The following is a 16,262-nucleotide window of genomic DNA, read 5'->3' on the forward strand; positions in this document are numbered from 1 at the left end:
TATTGTCAATATTCCAAAACTTCAGCATATTGATGCCAGAAGATTAATTTCTAAAGTTTTGAGTAATCATAATACCATAGATGCCACCATCTTGTATACCGATGCCAAGCCGGCCAAATTTTGCGTTCAGGATGTTGGCGCGGTGACCGGGAGAATTCATCAGACCGGTATGTGCAATGCTGAGGTTTTGTGCTAACGCGAGGTTTTCGCCCCCTGCAATAAATTGGATATTTTCTTCTCTCATCCTGTCGAAGGGGTCGCTTCCTTCCGGGCTCAGGTGTGAAAAATAACTCCTTGCAAACATGTCTGCAGCGTGTTTGCGAGCCACGTTAGTCATTTCCGGATCAGCTTTAAAGGCTTTCAAACCTCTTTGCGTACGCTCTTCATTAATCATTACCAACATTTTCGCCTCGAGGTCTGGCCGTACCCTGACTTTTTTGACGGTGTAAGGCAGCTTATAAGATTCTTCCTTGCTTAACTTTGGATTTGTTTTGATGCTATGGTTCAATGCATCATTAAAAACGGGGTAGAGTTTATCCTGCAGCCAGTATACCTTTCCGATGAGGCTCTCTGCAAATCGGGCATCCTGGATTTCTCCCGATAACTTTGCAGAATAAGGAATAAAGAAAAGAAAAGAGGAGAAGATGGCTGCCCAAACCAGGCCATTAATTATTCCCGGAATAATGCCCAGCAGCTTATTCACCAAACTCAAATGTGCCTGTGGTGGTACATTTTTGATGATACTGTAGCAGAGTGTATCAAACAGGAGCCTGGCGAGGGTTACTAAAAGTACAAAAGTGAGGGGCACAGCCCAATAATTCAGTGCTGGAATATATTCCAGCACCAGGTTACTAATGGGTTTATAAGTAAGAAAGGCAACAATAAAACTACCTATCCACGAAAGCAGATCCAGCAAGGAGATGATCAATCCGCGGTTATAACTTGCCACAATTGACATGATCATCACGATCAATAAAATAATGTCAATCCAATTCATTCCTTTAATTTAATAATTAACAATTAAAAGGAGGAATCGGACTGTATACGAAAGGTCACAATTTCAATTCCATCTGAATATTTACCCGTTCGTAAGGTGAATCTCGTCCGTCAATTTTATGGAAGCCCAATTTATGGTATAAATTTATTGCTGGTTTTAAATTGGTATTACTCTCCAGGTAAAGCTTTTTAGCGCCCAGTGACCGGGCTTTCTCTACAATGGCTTGGCCTAATAACCAACCCACATGTTTTCCCTGTGCCAGTGGCGATACTGCCATTTTAGCCAGCTCATACTCATATTCGGGATCTTCGGTTTTTAGCAAGGCACAAACGCCGACAGGCTCATTCTCATACAAGGCTACAAAAATATAGCCATCGTTTTGGAGGATATAGCCCTCCGGATCATCCAACATTTTATAGTCTGATTTTTCCATTGTAAAAAAAGTAGTGATCCATTCTTCGTTGAGCTTGCGGAAAGCAGTTTGATATTCGGGAGTATAGCCTACAATTTGCACTTTTTTACTTTCCCGTTCTTTTTGCTGTTCCTTTACGCGTTGTAACAGCGACTTTTGCTCCAATATAAATTCCCATTCTTCAATGGCTTTCCACAAATCATTTTTAGTTTGCCTGGAAATTTGTGTAATCGCACTTTGCAGATCTGTATACTGATGTTTAATTTTTTCTGTAATTTCCAATCCTTTTTTAGAAAGTTTAACTAAGGTCTTTCTGCCGTCGGTTTGGTCTTTTTTTTCGAGGATCAATCCTCCTTTATACATTTCACTCACAATTTTACTGACCGAGGGGTGGGAGTGGCCTATTTCTTTCGCAATTTCAGTTACCGTTTTTTCTTCGCCTTGTGATATGACATAAAATACTGGAAACCATTTAGGCTGCATCTCAATATGATACAGCTTGTAAATATTTGCTGCGTCTTCGGTGATTTTTTCAGTAAGCATCCTGAGTCTGCTTCCTATGGCTACAGTGCCCACTTTATCATAGAATTCCATTTTTGTAGTCAGTTAAGTAATCGATTACGCAATGTTAAGGTTTTGAATTAAAAAGTCAAAATATTTGTTTTAAATTTAGAATATTTGTTTTAAGACATGCGATTCCTTGAAAGGCTTCGTTATATCACATTAACCCAATTTCCGGCCAATATCAAACCGGTTTACCAAACAGTTCAAGCTTGAAAGATAAATTACACCAAAATAGCAGTAAAACATTGGGTTTAACGACCTTGATGCTGTTGATGGCTGTGGTTTTATTTTCATCCTGCAATTTTCGTAAAACTATTCGGGCCGAATTAGGTCTAGCAGTAACCAAGCCTTTAAATGTATCAAAAGCAACGGTAAATAATTTCGGTTTTTGCGATGCGGGAGTTGATCTGGATCTGCAAGAACAAAGTACCCGGGAACACCAGACCGAACTGGAGTTACATTTGTCGCCTGGCAACGTATGGGTAGGCTTACCTGAAGTTGCGGCGGAAAACAACATTCTTCCAACCTCAAAATCAGCATCAGCTAAAGAGGTCCCTTTCTATATTTTGTATCTCAACATGAAGGTATTCAGTTAAAAACTATTGTTGGTTTCACCCCTCAATAAATTTTTTACTTTTTACTTTTTTACAATCATGTATAAACAACATTTTGACGGACAGCCTTATCAATTGGCTGGCCTGTTTACACTGTCGCTTCGTTTAGTGGCTGGCTGGACTTATTTTTCCGCTTTTTGGCGAAGATTAATATTAGATAATAAGCTTGATCCCGATGCGGCAGGTTATATAGGTGAAAAGTTCAATCATTTCCTCCCGAATGCTTTGGGAATAAAACCCATGATTGAATACCTGGTCACCCATCCGGAAGCATTGTGGTGGTCGATGGCGGCTTTTACCATTATCGAAGGAATAGTGGGCCTCTTCTTTATGTCAGGCCTTTTTACGAGACTAATGAGCATCGGCGTATTTAGCCTGGCCATGGGCATTCTTCTGGGTGCTGGCTGGTTGGGTACCACCTGTTTAGACGAGTGGCAGATTGGAATATTAGGGCTGGCAGCCGGATTCACCATATTTTTATCTGGTAGTGGGAAACACTCCCTGGATGATTGGTTTGCGCGTCAATCGTTTCGTTTTACCCAACAAAAAGGGTTCGTCTGGTTAGGGTCTGGCGCCTTGCCCATACATCCGAACCGCTTACACCGGCTAGTATTTAATACTTCCATGTTGATACTGTTACTCACACTTTTTACCAACCAGTATTTTCACGGTGGTGTTTGGGGCACCCTTCATAATAAATCGGTTAAACCAAAAATCGAAATCACTGCTGCTCATATTAATGAGGATAAATTATCCTTCACCATTTTCAGGGTGGAAGGAGCAGATGTGTATGGCTCATTCCTCATTGGCGTAGTGCTGACTGACCACAACGGACATGTGATTCTTGAAAAAGATGGCCATGATTTGGCGAGATTTCCTGCAGAACATATTGATAATAAATATGTAACTAAAATAAAACCGGGTAAGCATAGCCTGGTCATTCCATTAGGTGGCAAGGCAGAACTGAGCCTTTATGAGGCTGCTCTTAAAACATTGCCAGTTGGAAACTATCAACTGTTATTAACAGATATCAGCGGTAAAACCTGGACAGAAACAATAATTAAAAATTAAAAAATCATCAATACATGAATATTTTCAATAAAGCATTATTAATTGTTACCGCAGCCATTTTCTCAGCTACGCTGACCATCGCACAAACAAAAAACAAACAAATAGATTTCCAGAAAGTGGTCATCCAACTGTCGAGTAATGACACCTTGGTTCACCGGTCACTTCTTAAGCAGCTAAATAATATCCAAAAAGCCTTTAACAAAGTCACAATAGAAGTAGTGGCTCATGGCCCTGGTATTGAATTACTTTCAAAACAATCCCCCTTTATCAACACGATAGCGGTCTTGCATCAGAGAGGCATAGCTTTTCTGGTTTGTCAGAATACCTTGAATGAAAAGAAAGTAAGTCCTCAGGCGTTAGTTCCATTAATTAAAATCATTCCCTCAGGACTAGCCCATGTCATCACCAGGCAAAGCGAAGGTTGGAGTTATCTTAAGGCTGGATTTTAAGAATTTACTTTTTCAAAGCATAGGCTGTGTTTCATCCTGCTTGCCGAGGATAAGTTAGGATGAAATAGAGACGCAGTGTAATGGATCTGGGGAGATAGCACCCTGAGTGAACAGTGAGTCCACGTTTCTTCGGCAAAACGTAGATTCACTGTGGACTCACTGTGGACTCATGGTGGACTCACACTAAGCTGACACGAATAGAAGCGTTAATTGACGGTTAAAATAGCTGAGTATTTGGCTAATTTAATAGCGTGTAAGTTGATTTGTTATGCGTATTTTAGTCTTGTTTAAAGTAACCGTCATAAGATGAGTAAGAAACAAATCAGATTAGCAGCTTGCCTTTTGGTGGCAGTTATGTTTATGCAAATCCCTGCTGCTTTAAAGGCCCAGGGGAAAAACACGATTGAAACAGTAGTTCAGAAAGAAAAAAGAATGCAGTGGTGGAGGGATGCGAGGTTTGGCATGTTTATTCATTGGGGATTGTATGCTGTGCCGGCGCGTCATGAGTGGATTAAAAACATGGAACGGATCACAGATGAAGCTTATCAAAAATATTTTGATGTGTTTGATCCAGACTTATACGACCCGGAAAAATGGGCTGAAGAGGCGCAAAAAGCAGGTGTCAAATATGTTGTGATTACCACTAAGCACCATGAAGGTTTCACTTTATGGGATTCAAAATACACCAATTACAAAGCTACCCAAACGGCGGCCAAGAAAGATCTTTTGAGGCCATTTGTTGACGCCTTCAGGAAAAAAGGAATAAGGATCGGCTTTTACTATTCTCTGATCGACTGGCATCACCCTGATTTTCCTGTGGATAGAATTCATCCCATGCGTGGAGATTCTGCTTACCGTGCAGCAGCTGCGAATAGGGATATTAAAAAATACCAGGTTTACCTGAAGAACCAGGTGACAGAGTTGTTAACACAATATGGGCAAATTGATGAAATGTTTTTTGATTATTCTTATCCTGGTAAAGATGGTAAAGGACGGGATGACTGGGATTCAGCCAATTTGTTGAAGTTGGCCAGAAAGTTACAGCCTGGTATCATTGTAAATGACAGGCTAGATCTGAATGACGATCCTCAGGGTTGGGACTATAAAACGCCTGAACAGTTTATGCCCAATCAATGGCCAACTGTTGATGGGAAGAAAGTAGACTGGGAAACTTGTCAGACCTTTTCAGGATCATGGGGCTACAACCGGGATGAAGATTCCTGGAAAAGTGTCAACCAATTGATCGTTATGTTGATTGAAACGGTCAGTAAAGGCGGGAATCTTTTATTGAACGTGGGACCTACAGCCAGGGGTGCATTTGATGAACGGGCGAGTGAAAGACTAGCAGGTATAGGTGATTGGATGAAATACAACAATCGGGCAATTTATCAATGTACTGCCGCACCGGATTTATTTGTTAAACCAGAGAACTGCCTTTTAACCTATAATCCGAAAACCAATAGATTGTATATCCATGTTTTGCAATGGCCTTTTAAATCGCTTTATTTAAAAGATTTTAAAGGCAAGTTCAAGTATGCGCAATTGCTGAACGATGGTTCTGAAATTAAATTTCGAACCAATACCATCGCAGGAAGCCATACCACTGAAAATACGGGTGAAAACGATGTGATTTTGGAGCTGCCATTGAAGAAACCAGGTGTGGAGGTACCTGTAATTGAATTGATTTTGTAAGCGGAGCTCTTTGCGCCTTTTTTAGTTTTATTTATCACCTATTCAAAGCCAACATCCCGTGATCAGAACACTTATTTTCTGCCTTTTGATTTCCATTTATTCCAATTTTACTTTTGGTCAGACAGATCAGGAACGAATACTTTATGTCATAGATAGCATCCCGGTTATAGAGACAATGGGGGAAGATGATGAATTGTCAAACGATGAAATTGATCAGCTAGAAGTGGTTACAGATCTGTCGCGCATAAAGGCACTTGGCTATGGTGGTAAACTTGACAAGATTATTTATATCACTACAAAAGCCTCATTACTGCGTAGCGCCGAAGAAAAGCGGATACCATCCACTAAAAGTATGACTAAAAAAGATGGTATGTGGTATTTCAATCAGGCAGATACGCCTTACACGGGTAAGTTTATTGACTATTTTATGAATGGAAAAAAGCAGGGGGAGGGCATACTCGTGAATGGAAAAGTCGATGGTGTAAGAACTGTTTATTATCCTAATGGACAGAAAAGATATTACTATACTTATAAGAAGGGAATAACTAACGGTGATTCGGAAGAGTATTATATGAACGGGCAACTGAGACAAAAAGGCAGCTTTGTAGAACAAAAAGAATCCGGATTATGGCAGGTGTATTATTCCACTGGCAAATTAAAACGAGAGTCAACCTTTGTGAACCATAAACAGGATCTTCCCAAAGAAGAGGCTAAGTTCTTTAATCTCTTACAAAAAGGCCAAAGTTTAATGAAAGAAGGCACTTTTGAAAATGCGATTAAAAGATTTGATGAAGCTGTTAAATTAAATTCAGCTTATGCAGACCTGTATTTCTACCGTGGAACAGCAAAATTAAATAAATTCGAATTTGATAATGCCTTATTAGATTTTGATAAGGCTATTGAACTGGAGCCGCTGTATATGGAAGCAATTAGCAACCGTGCTTTTACGAGGTTGAGGAAATTTCAATTTAAGGACGGAAGAACATTGAGTAAGAATTCACAGGTTACCATAATGGCCGTTAAAGGTAAAGTGCCGATCCCAAAAGAGGACCTGGATAAAATATGTGCTGACTTACACCGTAGTTATGCACTGGGTGACCACCAGGCGATGGTTATTGATGCGATAGACAACTATTGCAAATAGGTCATTTTTTTTTAAAAAATGCCAGCTAACTTCTTAAATTAATCATAGTTCAAATTATAATCAATTATTTTTGCTGGATGAACCACAACCTTGCGTCTGTTGTTACCTTAGAAAATGATCATGTTTTACTCCGCACGCTTACTGCGGCTGATTATAATTTTTTGCTGCCATTTTCATTGAATGAACCCCAACTCTGGGCGTTTTCTTTTAAGTCGGCAGCGGGGGAAGAGAATTTGTCTTTGTATATCAATGCAGCACTTCGCGATAAGGAAAATGGTACAGCCCACCCCTTCATTGTTTACGATAAATTAAAAGGAGCTTATGCAGGCGCTACCAGATTTTATGATATACAAGCCGGTTTTAAAACACTACAGTTGGGTTATACCTGGTATGGCGCTGATTTTCAGGGTACAGGATTGAATAAAAACTGTAAATACCTGTTGTTGCAATATGCTTTTGAAGAAATGGGCATGGAAAGGGTGGAATTCAGGGCTGATCATAAGAACAGCAGGAGTGTGGCTGCGATGAAAAGTATTGGTTGCACGGTAGAAGGTGTTTTAAGAAGTCATATACCAAATGCGCAGGGTGGCCGAAGGGATAGTATCGTTTTGAGTATTTTGAGGCAGGAATGGTTTGATAGCGTTAAGGCAAATTTGCAGGCTAAAATAAGCCGATGAATGAAGCCCTGGTTAATTGCCCAGTTTCTGAAAAACAAATTTTACGCTATCATATCTAATTAGACTTCCAGGTCTGAAATAAGGGATTTTTAAATAAACGCTCTGTGACCCTTCGCCCATGATTAATTTGTCGTCCTTTCTTAATAAGGCAATGGCAATTCTTTTCCATTCCAATCCATAGTGGAAGTATCGGAAATCCCCGATCAAAGTATCCCCTTTTATGATACCTTTTACAGCTCCGGAATCCTTGTATTTATTGTTGAAATTAATTTCACAATGCCCTTTGAAACTTGTGGCGCCAATATTCAGGCTAAGCCAAGCCGTATCCGAGCCATTGATGGCAATATATGTCGATCGCACAACCTTGTTGTCTACTTCAGTGGGCCTGCATCCGTACAAAATCAAGAACAGCAGTGATAAATTAAATAGGAGGAATACCTGTAGCTTTTTAAGTTGAAACACCATTATCGATCTTATCTAGGAGCGAAAATAAGATTCTATCTCAATAAAACGATCGACTCAAGTTTTTTATTTATTTTGAGAGATACTATGGATTTAACTGTTTCATTTAATCAGTAAAAAGCGCCATGATGTAGAATTCTAAACTTGCTCAATTCCTTTGTATTGATTTGGTTTATATTTGCTGATCAAGCAATAGTTCATCACTACTAAAAGACAACCTATACCTATGAAATTTGACATCCCTGTTTATGATATTGATATTTTTAAGGAATACAAAAATTCAGGTATCATTGTAAGCAGATTTGGTCATTACGCAAAGGAGTATAAACATTTACATACTCCCCATCGGCATTCTTTCTACCATTTAGTTTACTTCACTAAAGGAGCAGGATTGCAGCATATTGATTTTAAGGAGTACCCTGTTTCTCCAGGGTTAATCTATTTCATGACACCAGGGCAGGTTCATAGCTGGTCTTTTACTGAGGAAGTTGATGGCTACATCATTAACTTTTCCCAGGCTTACTTTAGTTCCTTTTTATCCAATCCGCAGTACCTACAAAACTTTAACTTTTTTGATGACTTAGCAACGGATACAGTTTATGTTTTACCGGAACATTCCAGAGAGACAATTATAAGTATCTTTGAGGGTATTCTTGTCGAGGGCAAAGATCATGGGCCTTTTCATGAAGATATGGTGCGGATATCAATGCTAAATATCTTTATTCAGGTAAGCAGGGCAATGGAGCTGAAGCATCCTGTGCAAATTAACGCGCATAATCAAAAACTATTGATCAGTTTTAAGAAGTTTATTGAAGCTAACTTTATGAAGTTGAGGTTCCCCAAGCAATACGCTGAACTTTTATTCATCACACCCAATCACTTAAATGCTTTGACCAACGACCTTTTAGGAATTTCTGCTGGAGAATTGATTCGGGAAAGGATCATTCTGGAAGCAAAGCGCCTTTTGATCAATATGGATCTTTCCGTTTCTGATATTTCAAATAAACTGTCCTTTAATGATGAATCCTATTTCATTAAATTTTTCAAAAAGCAGACAGGTTTTACACCGAATAAGTTTCGAAAACAAAATTGACTTTCGGATGCTTCTGGTAGTATGACCATGTAATTTATTCCTTATGCGCATCATATCAGGCTGGCTTGTTTGTTTTTTTCTGCTTTGCTTAAGCCTGAGGGCATCTTCCCAAAACAAGGGGAATTATTCAATAATTGCTTATTATGCCGGGGATGTGTCAAATTTAAAAAGCATTCAACCAAGAAAAGTTACACACATCATTTACAGCTTTTGTGGTTTGCGGGGTAACCGTTTATTCCTGCAGGATACCCTTACCGTTAAACGTCTGGTGGCGATGAAAAAACAGAATCCTCAACTTAAAGTACTGTTGGCTTTAGGTGGATGGGGTGGGTGTAAAACATGCTCTGATGTTTTTGCTGTGGAAGAAAACCGAAGGGCTTTCGCCTCATCGGTTAAACGCGCTCATGAAAAATTAGGTACAGATGGCCTCGATCTCGACTGGGAATACCCGGCGATCGAAGGTTTTATCGGGCATAAATTTCATCCCCGTGATAAAGAATCTTTCACCCTGTTGGTACAGCAATTACGCAAAACCATGGGTAACCATTATGAAATCACCTTCGCTGCCGGTGGGTTCCAGGAGTATCTTGAGCAGAGTATAGACTGGATACCTGTGATGAAGGAGGTCGATCGAGTTCATATCATGAGCTATGACCTAGTTAATGGGTATTCACCGGTTACCGGTCACCATACCGCTTTATACGCTACGCCCCAATTGAAAGAATCAACAGATAATGCCGTCAATTACCTGTTGAACCTCGGCATTCCTTCAGAAAAAATTGTAATTGGTGCAGCATTTTATGCCCGGGTCTGGGAAAATGTAGCTGCTGTAAATAAAGGGCTTTATCAGCCTGCCGTATTTAAAAATACGGTGCCGGCAAAATTATTAGCAAAGTATTATACCCCCGCAAACGGTTATCATTATTACTGGGATGGTGTTGCTCAGGCCCCTTTTTTATATCATCCCGCAAAAAAACTTTTTGTGACTTTTGATGATAACCGTTCAATAAAATTAAAAACCACTTATGTGATGGATAAAAAGCTAAATGGTATCATGTTCTGGCAAATTGCCCACGACAAAAAGAAGAATAGCTTATTGGGTACGATTAATGAAGTAATGAAATAAATGATGTAATGATGAGGATAACCTTTGTAGGAACCGGCGATGCATTTGGGAGCGGTGGAAGAATGAATACCTGTTTTCATGTGGAAACAGCTACTTTCAATTTCCTGATTGACTGTGGCGCAGGCACACTTTCGGGTCTGAAGAAATTCAAACTCGTTCCCAACTCGATCGTTGTTATTTTTATTTCTCATTTTCATGGGGACCATTACGGGGGATTGCCTTTTTTCCTGCTGGATGCAGCTATTAACGAGCGCAAAGAACCGCTCACTATCATTGGCCCGGCAGGATGCAGGGATAAGGTAGTACAGCTGCTGGATTTGCTTTATCCGGGAACCGAAGTGCTGGAAAAGCTGCAGGTTGAATTTATCGCCTTTGTGCCCGATAGAGCATTCGTTCATGAGCATTATACCCTGCTTGCCCTACCAGTAATCCATACCGCAGCTTCCTTGCCACATGGACTGCGCATTGAAACAGCTGGCAGGGTGATCAGCTATTCCGGCGATACGGAATGGACTGATAACCTATTCAGGCTGGCCGAAGACGCGGACCTTTTTATCTGTGAGTGCAATTTTTTCAGCATGCAGGTCAAAGGGCACTTGAGTTTCCAAGTCCTTCAAGAAAAACTTCCGGAGCTCAGGTCTAAAAGAATGATATTAACGCATCTCGGAAACGAGATGCTGGAGAACCTGCACAAGGTAGATTTGAGTTGTGCGCACGATGGCAAGGTGCTGGAACTTTAGGTAGATTCGTTAAGGGGTCAAATGATCAAATGCGCCCTTACGGAGATTGATGCCATACTCCAGGTAAGCCTTTAAACAGGCCAGGAAATTAGCCCAGCCCTCTGTATTGCCTTGTAACCATTTTATGCCAGCTTCATTGTTTTCCATTTCTTTTTCTGTGATTGTCACCACGGTGGTATCCTCACTTTTCCCGGGCCGGAGGGCTATTTCCACAAGCATTTCCTGATCCTCCATTCCCCAGTAAAAGGAAATGTATTGGTTTTTTTCTATTTTACCTACACGAACCGGTGACTCTTCATCAAACTCAGGGAATTTCCAGGTAAGCTGCTTTCCTTCTTCCATGCGGCCGTTGCTTTCTGAAATGAAATAATTAGACATTTTCTCAGGGTCTACAATCGCTTCAAATACTTCTTTTGCAGGTTTCAATATTTGAATGCCAGCTTTAATTTCCAGTTTTTGATTTTCCATGTCTTGGTTTAATTAGTTAAAACTCTTGCCTAAATTAAGCTTAAAAATTGAAATTTAAGCCCTGCAGACTTTAAGAAAACTTGCTTTTCACTTTCTCGCCAAACATCTTAAACTTCTGTTTTATTCCGCTATCTGCCTCTTTTTTGTCTTCACCAATTAAATAACCATAAGGTTTTAAGGGCTCAATATGATCAAAAACAATTTTTGCCATGCCCATGAGCGGTATGGCCAAGACCATACCCGGGATGCCCCATAATGTTTCACCTGCAATAAGCCCGATAATGGTAAATAAGGGGTTCAGGTTCACCTCTGATCCTACAACGAGGGGTTCGAGCAGGTAGGTCTGGATAAACTGAACTAACCCATAAACGATCAATATGCCAATAACTATGTTCATATCTCCACCTTGAACAAGGGTCATGGCGATGGTTAATGCGGTGCCGGTAAGGTTACCCACAAAAGGAACAATTTCAAGCAAGCCGCAAAGGATGGCAAAGAAGATGGCATGTTTTACACCAACAATCGTAAAGCCAATGCCATACATGATCCACAGACAGACAATCATGATAAACATCCCTGAAAGGTACTTCATGGATACTTTTTGAGCGTTGTTGACGATGCTAAGGGCGGTGGATTCGTCCTCTGTTTTCACTAGTCGCACGATAAATCCCTTGATCCGGCTACGGAAATAAATAAATAGAAATATATAAACGATGACCAGTAAGGTATTCCCTAAAAAGCTACCCAGGCCGGCCAGGAAGCCGGCAACCATAGACCCGGTTTTGGCAGTGGAGGATGCTTGCTGCTCTTTGATCATTTTTTTCTGCTCTTCGGGTGAGATTCCGAACTGCTCACTGATGTATTGCTTGGCCTGCTGGTACTTTTCAGCAATCTGTTGTTCCAGCTTGGAAGCATCACCGGCAATATCATTGAGCTGCCAGCTGATAAAGAAAATAACCAAGGCAAAGAACCCGACCAGCAACAAGATGGATATCAAGGTGGAAATTGCTTTATGAATGCCTTTGCCTTGTAACCATTTAGTAACTGGTAACAACAGCATGGACAGCAAAGCAGCAAAGGTGAGGGGGACTAAAAAAGATTTGGCATAAACCAAAATAATGACCATTAAAACAAGGAGACTGAAGATCGCGACGGCTTTATAAAGTTTGTGGTTCTGCATAGTTATTTAAAAAGTTTACTTGCTTTAATTGGGGCTAATTCTTAAGCGCTGGTGTAACCATCGTTGACACACAGCGCCAGGTACCTTCTTTTCTGAGAAATACACTGGTAGACCATTCATATAAATCAAACGACCGCCCATTATAGGTTCCGGCACTTGAGCCACGGCTGATCACAATGCTGGTGTCGCCATAGATCTTTATGGTCATTTGGTCAGAATCCATTTTATTGTGCATGACAGAGCCACTTCTGATGGATTCTAAAAACATGGCTCTGGTAGTGATGCCATTTGAGCCAACGATCACCCAATCGTGTGTCATATATTGTGCAATTTCTTCCACATTATTACTGATCATTGCTTCATCCCATGATTTGGCCAGTAGAATTAATTCTTGTTCCTCATCCATCGTTATCATTTTTTAGGAAAAATACTGTTTGCTATCGATGATATTTGTATAGTTACACTTGAACGAGAGTGATTGTTTTGCTTTTTTTTAAGCGCTTGCTGTGCAGTAAGTTCACATACATTGTGTAATTGAAGCAAATGGTGATCGATGATGCATCAGCCGCACCGAGATTCAATATTAAAATAAATAGGCCGTTTTCATCAATTAATTATCATATTAGTTATTCAATGAATTTACCATGACCAAGCCCTCATCCATTAAATTTTTACTTACCGGATTTCTTGTTTTTTTTATTGCCCAATTCAGCTATGCACAGGTACAAGAAGCTGAGGCAGAAATAGAAAATATCATGAAGAAATATGATGTGGTAGGGCTTTCTGTTGCGGTTGTAAAAGATGGCCGTCTTTTTTATCAGCATGCCTTTGGCTTAAAAGATGTGGAAAGTAAGGCCGCTTTAACAGATACGGACATTTTTAGAATTGCATCCATCTCCAAATCTTTCTCTGCAACTTCTATTATGCAGCTTGTAGAAGCAGGTAAATTAGCGCTGGATGATGATATAAGTGACCTGATTGGCTTCAAAGTGAGGAACCCTAAATATCCTGAAAAGGTGATTACGCTCAAAATGGTTCTTTCACATACCTCCAGTATCAACGACAGTCAGGGCTATTTTAATTTTGATGTCATAAATCCTGAAAAAAATGCGGACTGGGCTAAATGCTATAATAATTATAGTCCGGGGGCAGGTTATCAGTATTGTAATTTGAATTTCAACATGGTGGGCGCAATTATAGAAAAACGATCAGGTGAACGTTTTGATGGTTATGTGAAGCGCCATATTTTAGACCCTTTGGGTTTATACGGGGGTTATTGTGTTGATTCACTGGATAACAGCCGTTTTGCCACGATTTACGAGTATAATTCAAACACCAAAGACTTCCGTCCCGCTCCGGCAGCTTATGCGCCGCGTACACAGGAAATTCAAAACTATGTAATGGGTTATAGTACGCCTGTGTTTTCACCGACAGGCGGTATGAAGATCTCCGCTGTCGATCTTGCTGAATACATGACCATGCACATGAACAAAGGGAAACATAAGGGATCGAGGATCATCTCTAAAAAGAGCGCTAAACTGATGCAAACGAAGGTTTCTGAGGAGGAAAGTTATGGATTGGCTATTCGCAGTAATGATAAATTAATTCCCGGCAAGCTGTTAAAAGGGCATACGGGGTCTGCTTACGGCCTTTATAGTGCCATGTATTTTCAGCCCAAAGAGAAGTTTGGCTTTGTAGTCATCACCAATGGCTGTAATCCTGAAAGTACGGCTGGTTTTAGCAACGCATTGAAAGATACCATGAATGCGTTATATGTTCACTTGATCAAATAGGCTTTAGCTTCATCACCATTGAAAAACAAATTATATTCCATTGAAAAATATAATAACTTTTTGTGCTTTATTTAATTAAAATAAAAGTTATCTTTATTTAAGAATTTGATTGAACTGGTTGCAGATTTCGGTAATCAGGAAAGGGGGGTTCAATTATGGGTAAAGTTAGAAATATCTTACAAGGAAAGGGCAGTTCTGTATTTTTTGTAAGCCCGGAGACCACTGTTTATGAAGCACTTGAATTGATGTTCGAAAAGAACATAGGTGCTCTTTTAGTCATGGATCAAGATAAGTTCGCAGGCATCTTCACTGAAAGAGATTATGCCCGTAAGGTTATCCTTAAAGGAAAAGCTTCAAAGGAAATTCCCATTCGGGAAATCATGACCGAAAGTCCACTCATCGTTTCTTCTGACACTAGCATTGAAGAATGTATGTGGCTCATGACCAATAAATTTATCAGGCATTTACCAGTAATAGATGATGGTAAAGTGATTGGAATTATTTCTATTGGTGACGTGGTAAAGTATATTATTGAAGAGCAGAAATTTATTATCGGAAATCTGGAGCATTACATTACTGGCACTTAGTTGAAAACTTAGTGCTTTCATCAATATAATTAATTTTTTTTAGGGTTTTGAAGCTATCATGAGCAATTATATATTGCTGTTGGCGACTATTTGCTCATGGTGATTCATTTAAATAAGAAATTATGGATCTATCAAATACCTCCAATGCACCTCTTTGGCCATTTCTTGTGTACGGTATATTCGTATTATTCCTGTTAACCCTGATCATTTCACTTTCATATTTTCTTGGGCAGCGTCATAAAGGGAAGGCTACGGGCCAACCTTACGAATCCGGTATCCTGGAAACCGGTACGGCTAGGCTGCGTTTTTCAGCACAATTCTACCTTGTTGCCATGATGTTTGTGATTTTCGATATTGAGGTTGTCTTTATTGTTCTCTGGGCTTTGGCCTTTAAGGAGTTGGGGTGGGAAGGGTATATCAGTATCTGTGTATTTATAGGGTTGCTCCTTGCGGTATTAATTTATGAATGGAGCCTCGGCGCCCTGGATTTCGGTCCTAATGGAAAGAAAATCCTTAAAGCCTATAAAAAATTATTACTTAAAAAATCAAATGTATGAAATGGTGGCTGAGTCATCCTTCGGAGCCTGCAAATGCGCTTAAGGGAACAAGTTCTTTTGAAGAATCTGTAGCACAGAGTGTGATGCTAACTACCGTTCAGGATCTGCTTGCCTGGGGAAGAAAAAATTCCATGTGGCCTTTTCATTTTGGTTTATCCTGCTGTTTTGTGGAAATGGCAACCAGCCTGACCAGTAAATATGATATTGCCCGTTTTGGGGCTGAAGTTATAAGGGGCACGCCACGGGAAGCGGATGTGATGGTCATTGCCGGGACTGTCTTTGTGAAAATGGCCCCCATCATCAAACGCCTCCATGAGCAGATGATGGAGCCTAAATGGGTAATCTCTATGGGTTCATGTGCCAATTCGGGCGGCATGTATGATATCTATAGTGTGGTACAAGGGGTAGATAAATTTTTACCCGTCGATGTTTACGTGCCTGGTTGTCCGCCGCGGCCTGATGCTTTTATGGAGGGGCTGATGCTCCTTGCCTCGGCTGTTGGAAAGGAGCAGCGACCTTTAAGCTGGGCTATCGGTCCGCAGGGGGTGATTAAACCCGGGCAGGTTTCCATGAAGGAACAAAAAAGGGATGAACGGAAAAAGATGACTGATTTCCGTTCCCCAGACGAGATATGAA

General features: G+C 40.3%; 19 protein-coding genes. 13 read left to right on the top strand and 6 right to left on the bottom strand.

What is annotated here, in order from left to right:
* Positions 1 to 43: 43 nt before the first annotated feature.
* On the bottom strand, positions 44 to 997 hold the full coding sequence (locus WG905_RS01385) for a CvpA family protein (RefSeq protein WP_339589897.1): 954 nt from the start codon (positions 995 to 997) through the stop codon (positions 44 to 46).
* A gap of 55 nt (positions 998 to 1,052) precedes the next feature.
* Positions 1,053 to 2,003: a bifunctional helix-turn-helix transcriptional regulator/GNAT family N-acetyltransferase gene (locus WG905_RS01390; RefSeq protein ID WP_339589898.1), complete on the bottom strand. Its 951-nt coding sequence runs from the start codon at positions 2,001 to 2,003 to the stop codon at positions 1,053 to 1,055.
* A gap of 179 nt (positions 2,004 to 2,182) precedes the next feature.
* On the opposite strand from WG905_RS01390, the gene WG905_RS01395 reads away from it, so the two are divergent.
* The 6 genes from WG905_RS01395 to WG905_RS01420 all read left to right on the top strand — a co-directional run bounded on the left by WG905_RS01395 (position 2,183) and on the right by WG905_RS01420 (position 7,620).
* Positions 2,183 to 2,569 carry a hypothetical protein gene (locus WG905_RS01395; protein ID WP_339589899.1) on the top strand — a complete coding sequence of 129 codons (387 nt, stop codon included), beginning with the start codon at positions 2,183 to 2,185 and terminating at the stop codon, positions 2,567 to 2,569.
* Between the two features lie 57 nt (positions 2,570 to 2,626).
* Positions 2,627 to 3,658 carry a TQO small subunit DoxD gene (locus WG905_RS01400; RefSeq protein WP_339589900.1) on the top strand — a complete coding sequence of 344 codons (1,032 nt, stop codon included), beginning with the start codon at positions 2,627 to 2,629 and terminating at the stop codon, positions 3,656 to 3,658.
* Between the two features lie 14 nt (positions 3,659 to 3,672).
* Complete coding sequence (locus tag WG905_RS01405) at positions 3,673 to 4,107, top strand: DsrE family protein (RefSeq protein WP_339589901.1); 435 nt, start codon at positions 3,673 to 3,675, stop codon at positions 4,105 to 4,107.
* 306 nt (positions 4,108 to 4,413) lie between these two features.
* Complete coding sequence (locus tag WG905_RS01410) at positions 4,414 to 5,799, top strand: alpha-L-fucosidase (RefSeq protein WP_339589902.1); 1,386 nt, start codon at positions 4,414 to 4,416, stop codon at positions 5,797 to 5,799.
* 58 nt (positions 5,800 to 5,857) lie between these two features.
* Positions 5,858 to 6,943 carry a tetratricopeptide repeat protein gene (locus WG905_RS01415; protein ID WP_339589903.1) on the top strand — a complete coding sequence of 362 codons (1,086 nt, stop codon included), beginning with the start codon at positions 5,858 to 5,860 and terminating at the stop codon, positions 6,941 to 6,943.
* A 77-nt stretch (positions 6,944 to 7,020) separates the two neighbouring features.
* Positions 7,021 to 7,620 carry a GNAT family N-acetyltransferase gene (locus WG905_RS01420; RefSeq protein ID WP_339589904.1) on the top strand — a complete coding sequence of 200 codons (600 nt, stop codon included), beginning with the start codon at positions 7,021 to 7,023 and terminating at the stop codon, positions 7,618 to 7,620.
* 12 nt (positions 7,621 to 7,632) lie between these two features.
* Here the strand turns inward: WG905_RS01420 and WG905_RS01425 are convergent, their stop codons facing one another.
* The gene (locus WG905_RS01425; RefSeq protein ID WP_339589905.1) at positions 7,633 to 7,980 is read right to left on the bottom strand and encodes a hypothetical protein; all 348 of its coding nucleotides are present in this window, start codon (positions 7,978 to 7,980) and stop codon (positions 7,633 to 7,635) included.
* Between the two features lie 328 nt (positions 7,981 to 8,308).
* Here WG905_RS01425 and WG905_RS01430 point away from each other — a divergent pair, with 328 nt between their 5' ends.
* From WG905_RS01430 to WG905_RS01440, 3 genes are read left to right on the top strand one after another with little or no spacing between them, the layout of a single operon-like run.
* Positions 8,309 to 9,175 (top strand): AraC family transcriptional regulator, encoded by an 867-nt coding sequence (locus tag WG905_RS01430; RefSeq protein ID WP_339589906.1) that lies wholly within the window; start codon positions 8,309 to 8,311, stop codon positions 9,173 to 9,175.
* Between the two features lie 43 nt (positions 9,176 to 9,218).
* Positions 9,219 to 10,301: a glycoside hydrolase family 18 protein gene (locus WG905_RS01435; protein ID WP_339589907.1), complete on the top strand. Its 1,083-nt coding sequence runs from the start codon at positions 9,219 to 9,221 to the stop codon at positions 10,299 to 10,301.
* An 8-nt stretch (positions 10,302 to 10,309) separates the two neighbouring features.
* The gene (locus tag WG905_RS01440; RefSeq protein ID WP_339589908.1) at positions 10,310 to 11,041 is read left to right on the top strand and encodes an MBL fold metallo-hydrolase; all 732 of its coding nucleotides are present in this window, start codon (positions 10,310 to 10,312) and stop codon (positions 11,039 to 11,041) included.
* Between the two features lie 9 nt (positions 11,042 to 11,050).
* Here WG905_RS01440 and WG905_RS01445 read toward each other — a convergent pair whose 3' ends face one another.
* The 3 genes from WG905_RS01445 to WG905_RS01455 all read right to left on the bottom strand — a co-directional run bounded on the left by WG905_RS01445 (position 11,051) and on the right by WG905_RS01455 (position 13,095).
* The gene (locus WG905_RS01445; RefSeq protein ID WP_339589909.1) at positions 11,051 to 11,509 is read right to left on the bottom strand and encodes an SRPBCC domain-containing protein; all 459 of its coding nucleotides are present in this window, start codon (positions 11,507 to 11,509) and stop codon (positions 11,051 to 11,053) included.
* Positions 11,510 to 11,579: 70 nt separating this feature from the next.
* The gene (locus WG905_RS01450) at positions 11,580 to 12,689 is read right to left on the bottom strand and encodes an AI-2E family transporter (protein WP_339589910.1); all 1,110 of its coding nucleotides are present in this window, start codon (positions 12,687 to 12,689) and stop codon (positions 11,580 to 11,582) included.
* A 34-nt stretch (positions 12,690 to 12,723) separates the two neighbouring features.
* Entirely contained in the window at positions 12,724 to 13,095 is a 372-nt protein-coding gene (locus tag WG905_RS01455) for a nuclear transport factor 2 family protein (RefSeq protein ID WP_339589911.1), read from the bottom strand.
* Between the two features lie 238 nt (positions 13,096 to 13,333).
* On the opposite strand from WG905_RS01455, the gene WG905_RS01460 reads away from it, so the two are divergent.
* From WG905_RS01460 to nuoB, 4 genes are all read left to right on the top strand, one after another.
* A complete protein-coding gene (locus WG905_RS01460; RefSeq protein ID WP_339589912.1) occupies positions 13,334 to 14,482 on the top strand; it encodes a serine hydrolase domain-containing protein in 1,149 nt (382 codons plus the stop codon).
* Between the two features lie 155 nt (positions 14,483 to 14,637).
* Positions 14,638 to 15,069 carry a CBS domain-containing protein gene (locus tag WG905_RS01465; RefSeq protein WP_339589913.1) on the top strand — a complete coding sequence of 144 codons (432 nt, stop codon included), beginning with the start codon at positions 14,638 to 14,640 and terminating at the stop codon, positions 15,067 to 15,069.
* A gap of 122 nt (positions 15,070 to 15,191) precedes the next feature.
* On the top strand, positions 15,192 to 15,626 hold the full coding sequence (locus WG905_RS01470; protein WP_339589914.1) for an NADH-quinone oxidoreductase subunit A: 435 nt from the start codon (positions 15,192 to 15,194) through the stop codon (positions 15,624 to 15,626).
* On the top strand, positions 15,623 to 16,261 hold the full coding sequence (gene nuoB, locus WG905_RS01475; RefSeq protein WP_339589915.1) for an NADH-quinone oxidoreductase subunit NuoB: 639 nt from the start codon (positions 15,623 to 15,625) through the stop codon (positions 16,259 to 16,261). The genes WG905_RS01470 and nuoB overlap by 4 nt, the downstream gene beginning before the upstream one ends.
* The last annotated feature ends 1 nt before the right edge of the window (position 16,262 follow it).

Origin of the sequence: Pedobacter immunditicola (assembly GCF_037482985.1) — a bacterium.
Taxonomy (GTDB): domain Bacteria; phylum Bacteroidota; class Bacteroidia; order Sphingobacteriales; family Sphingobacteriaceae; genus Pedobacter; species Pedobacter immunditicola.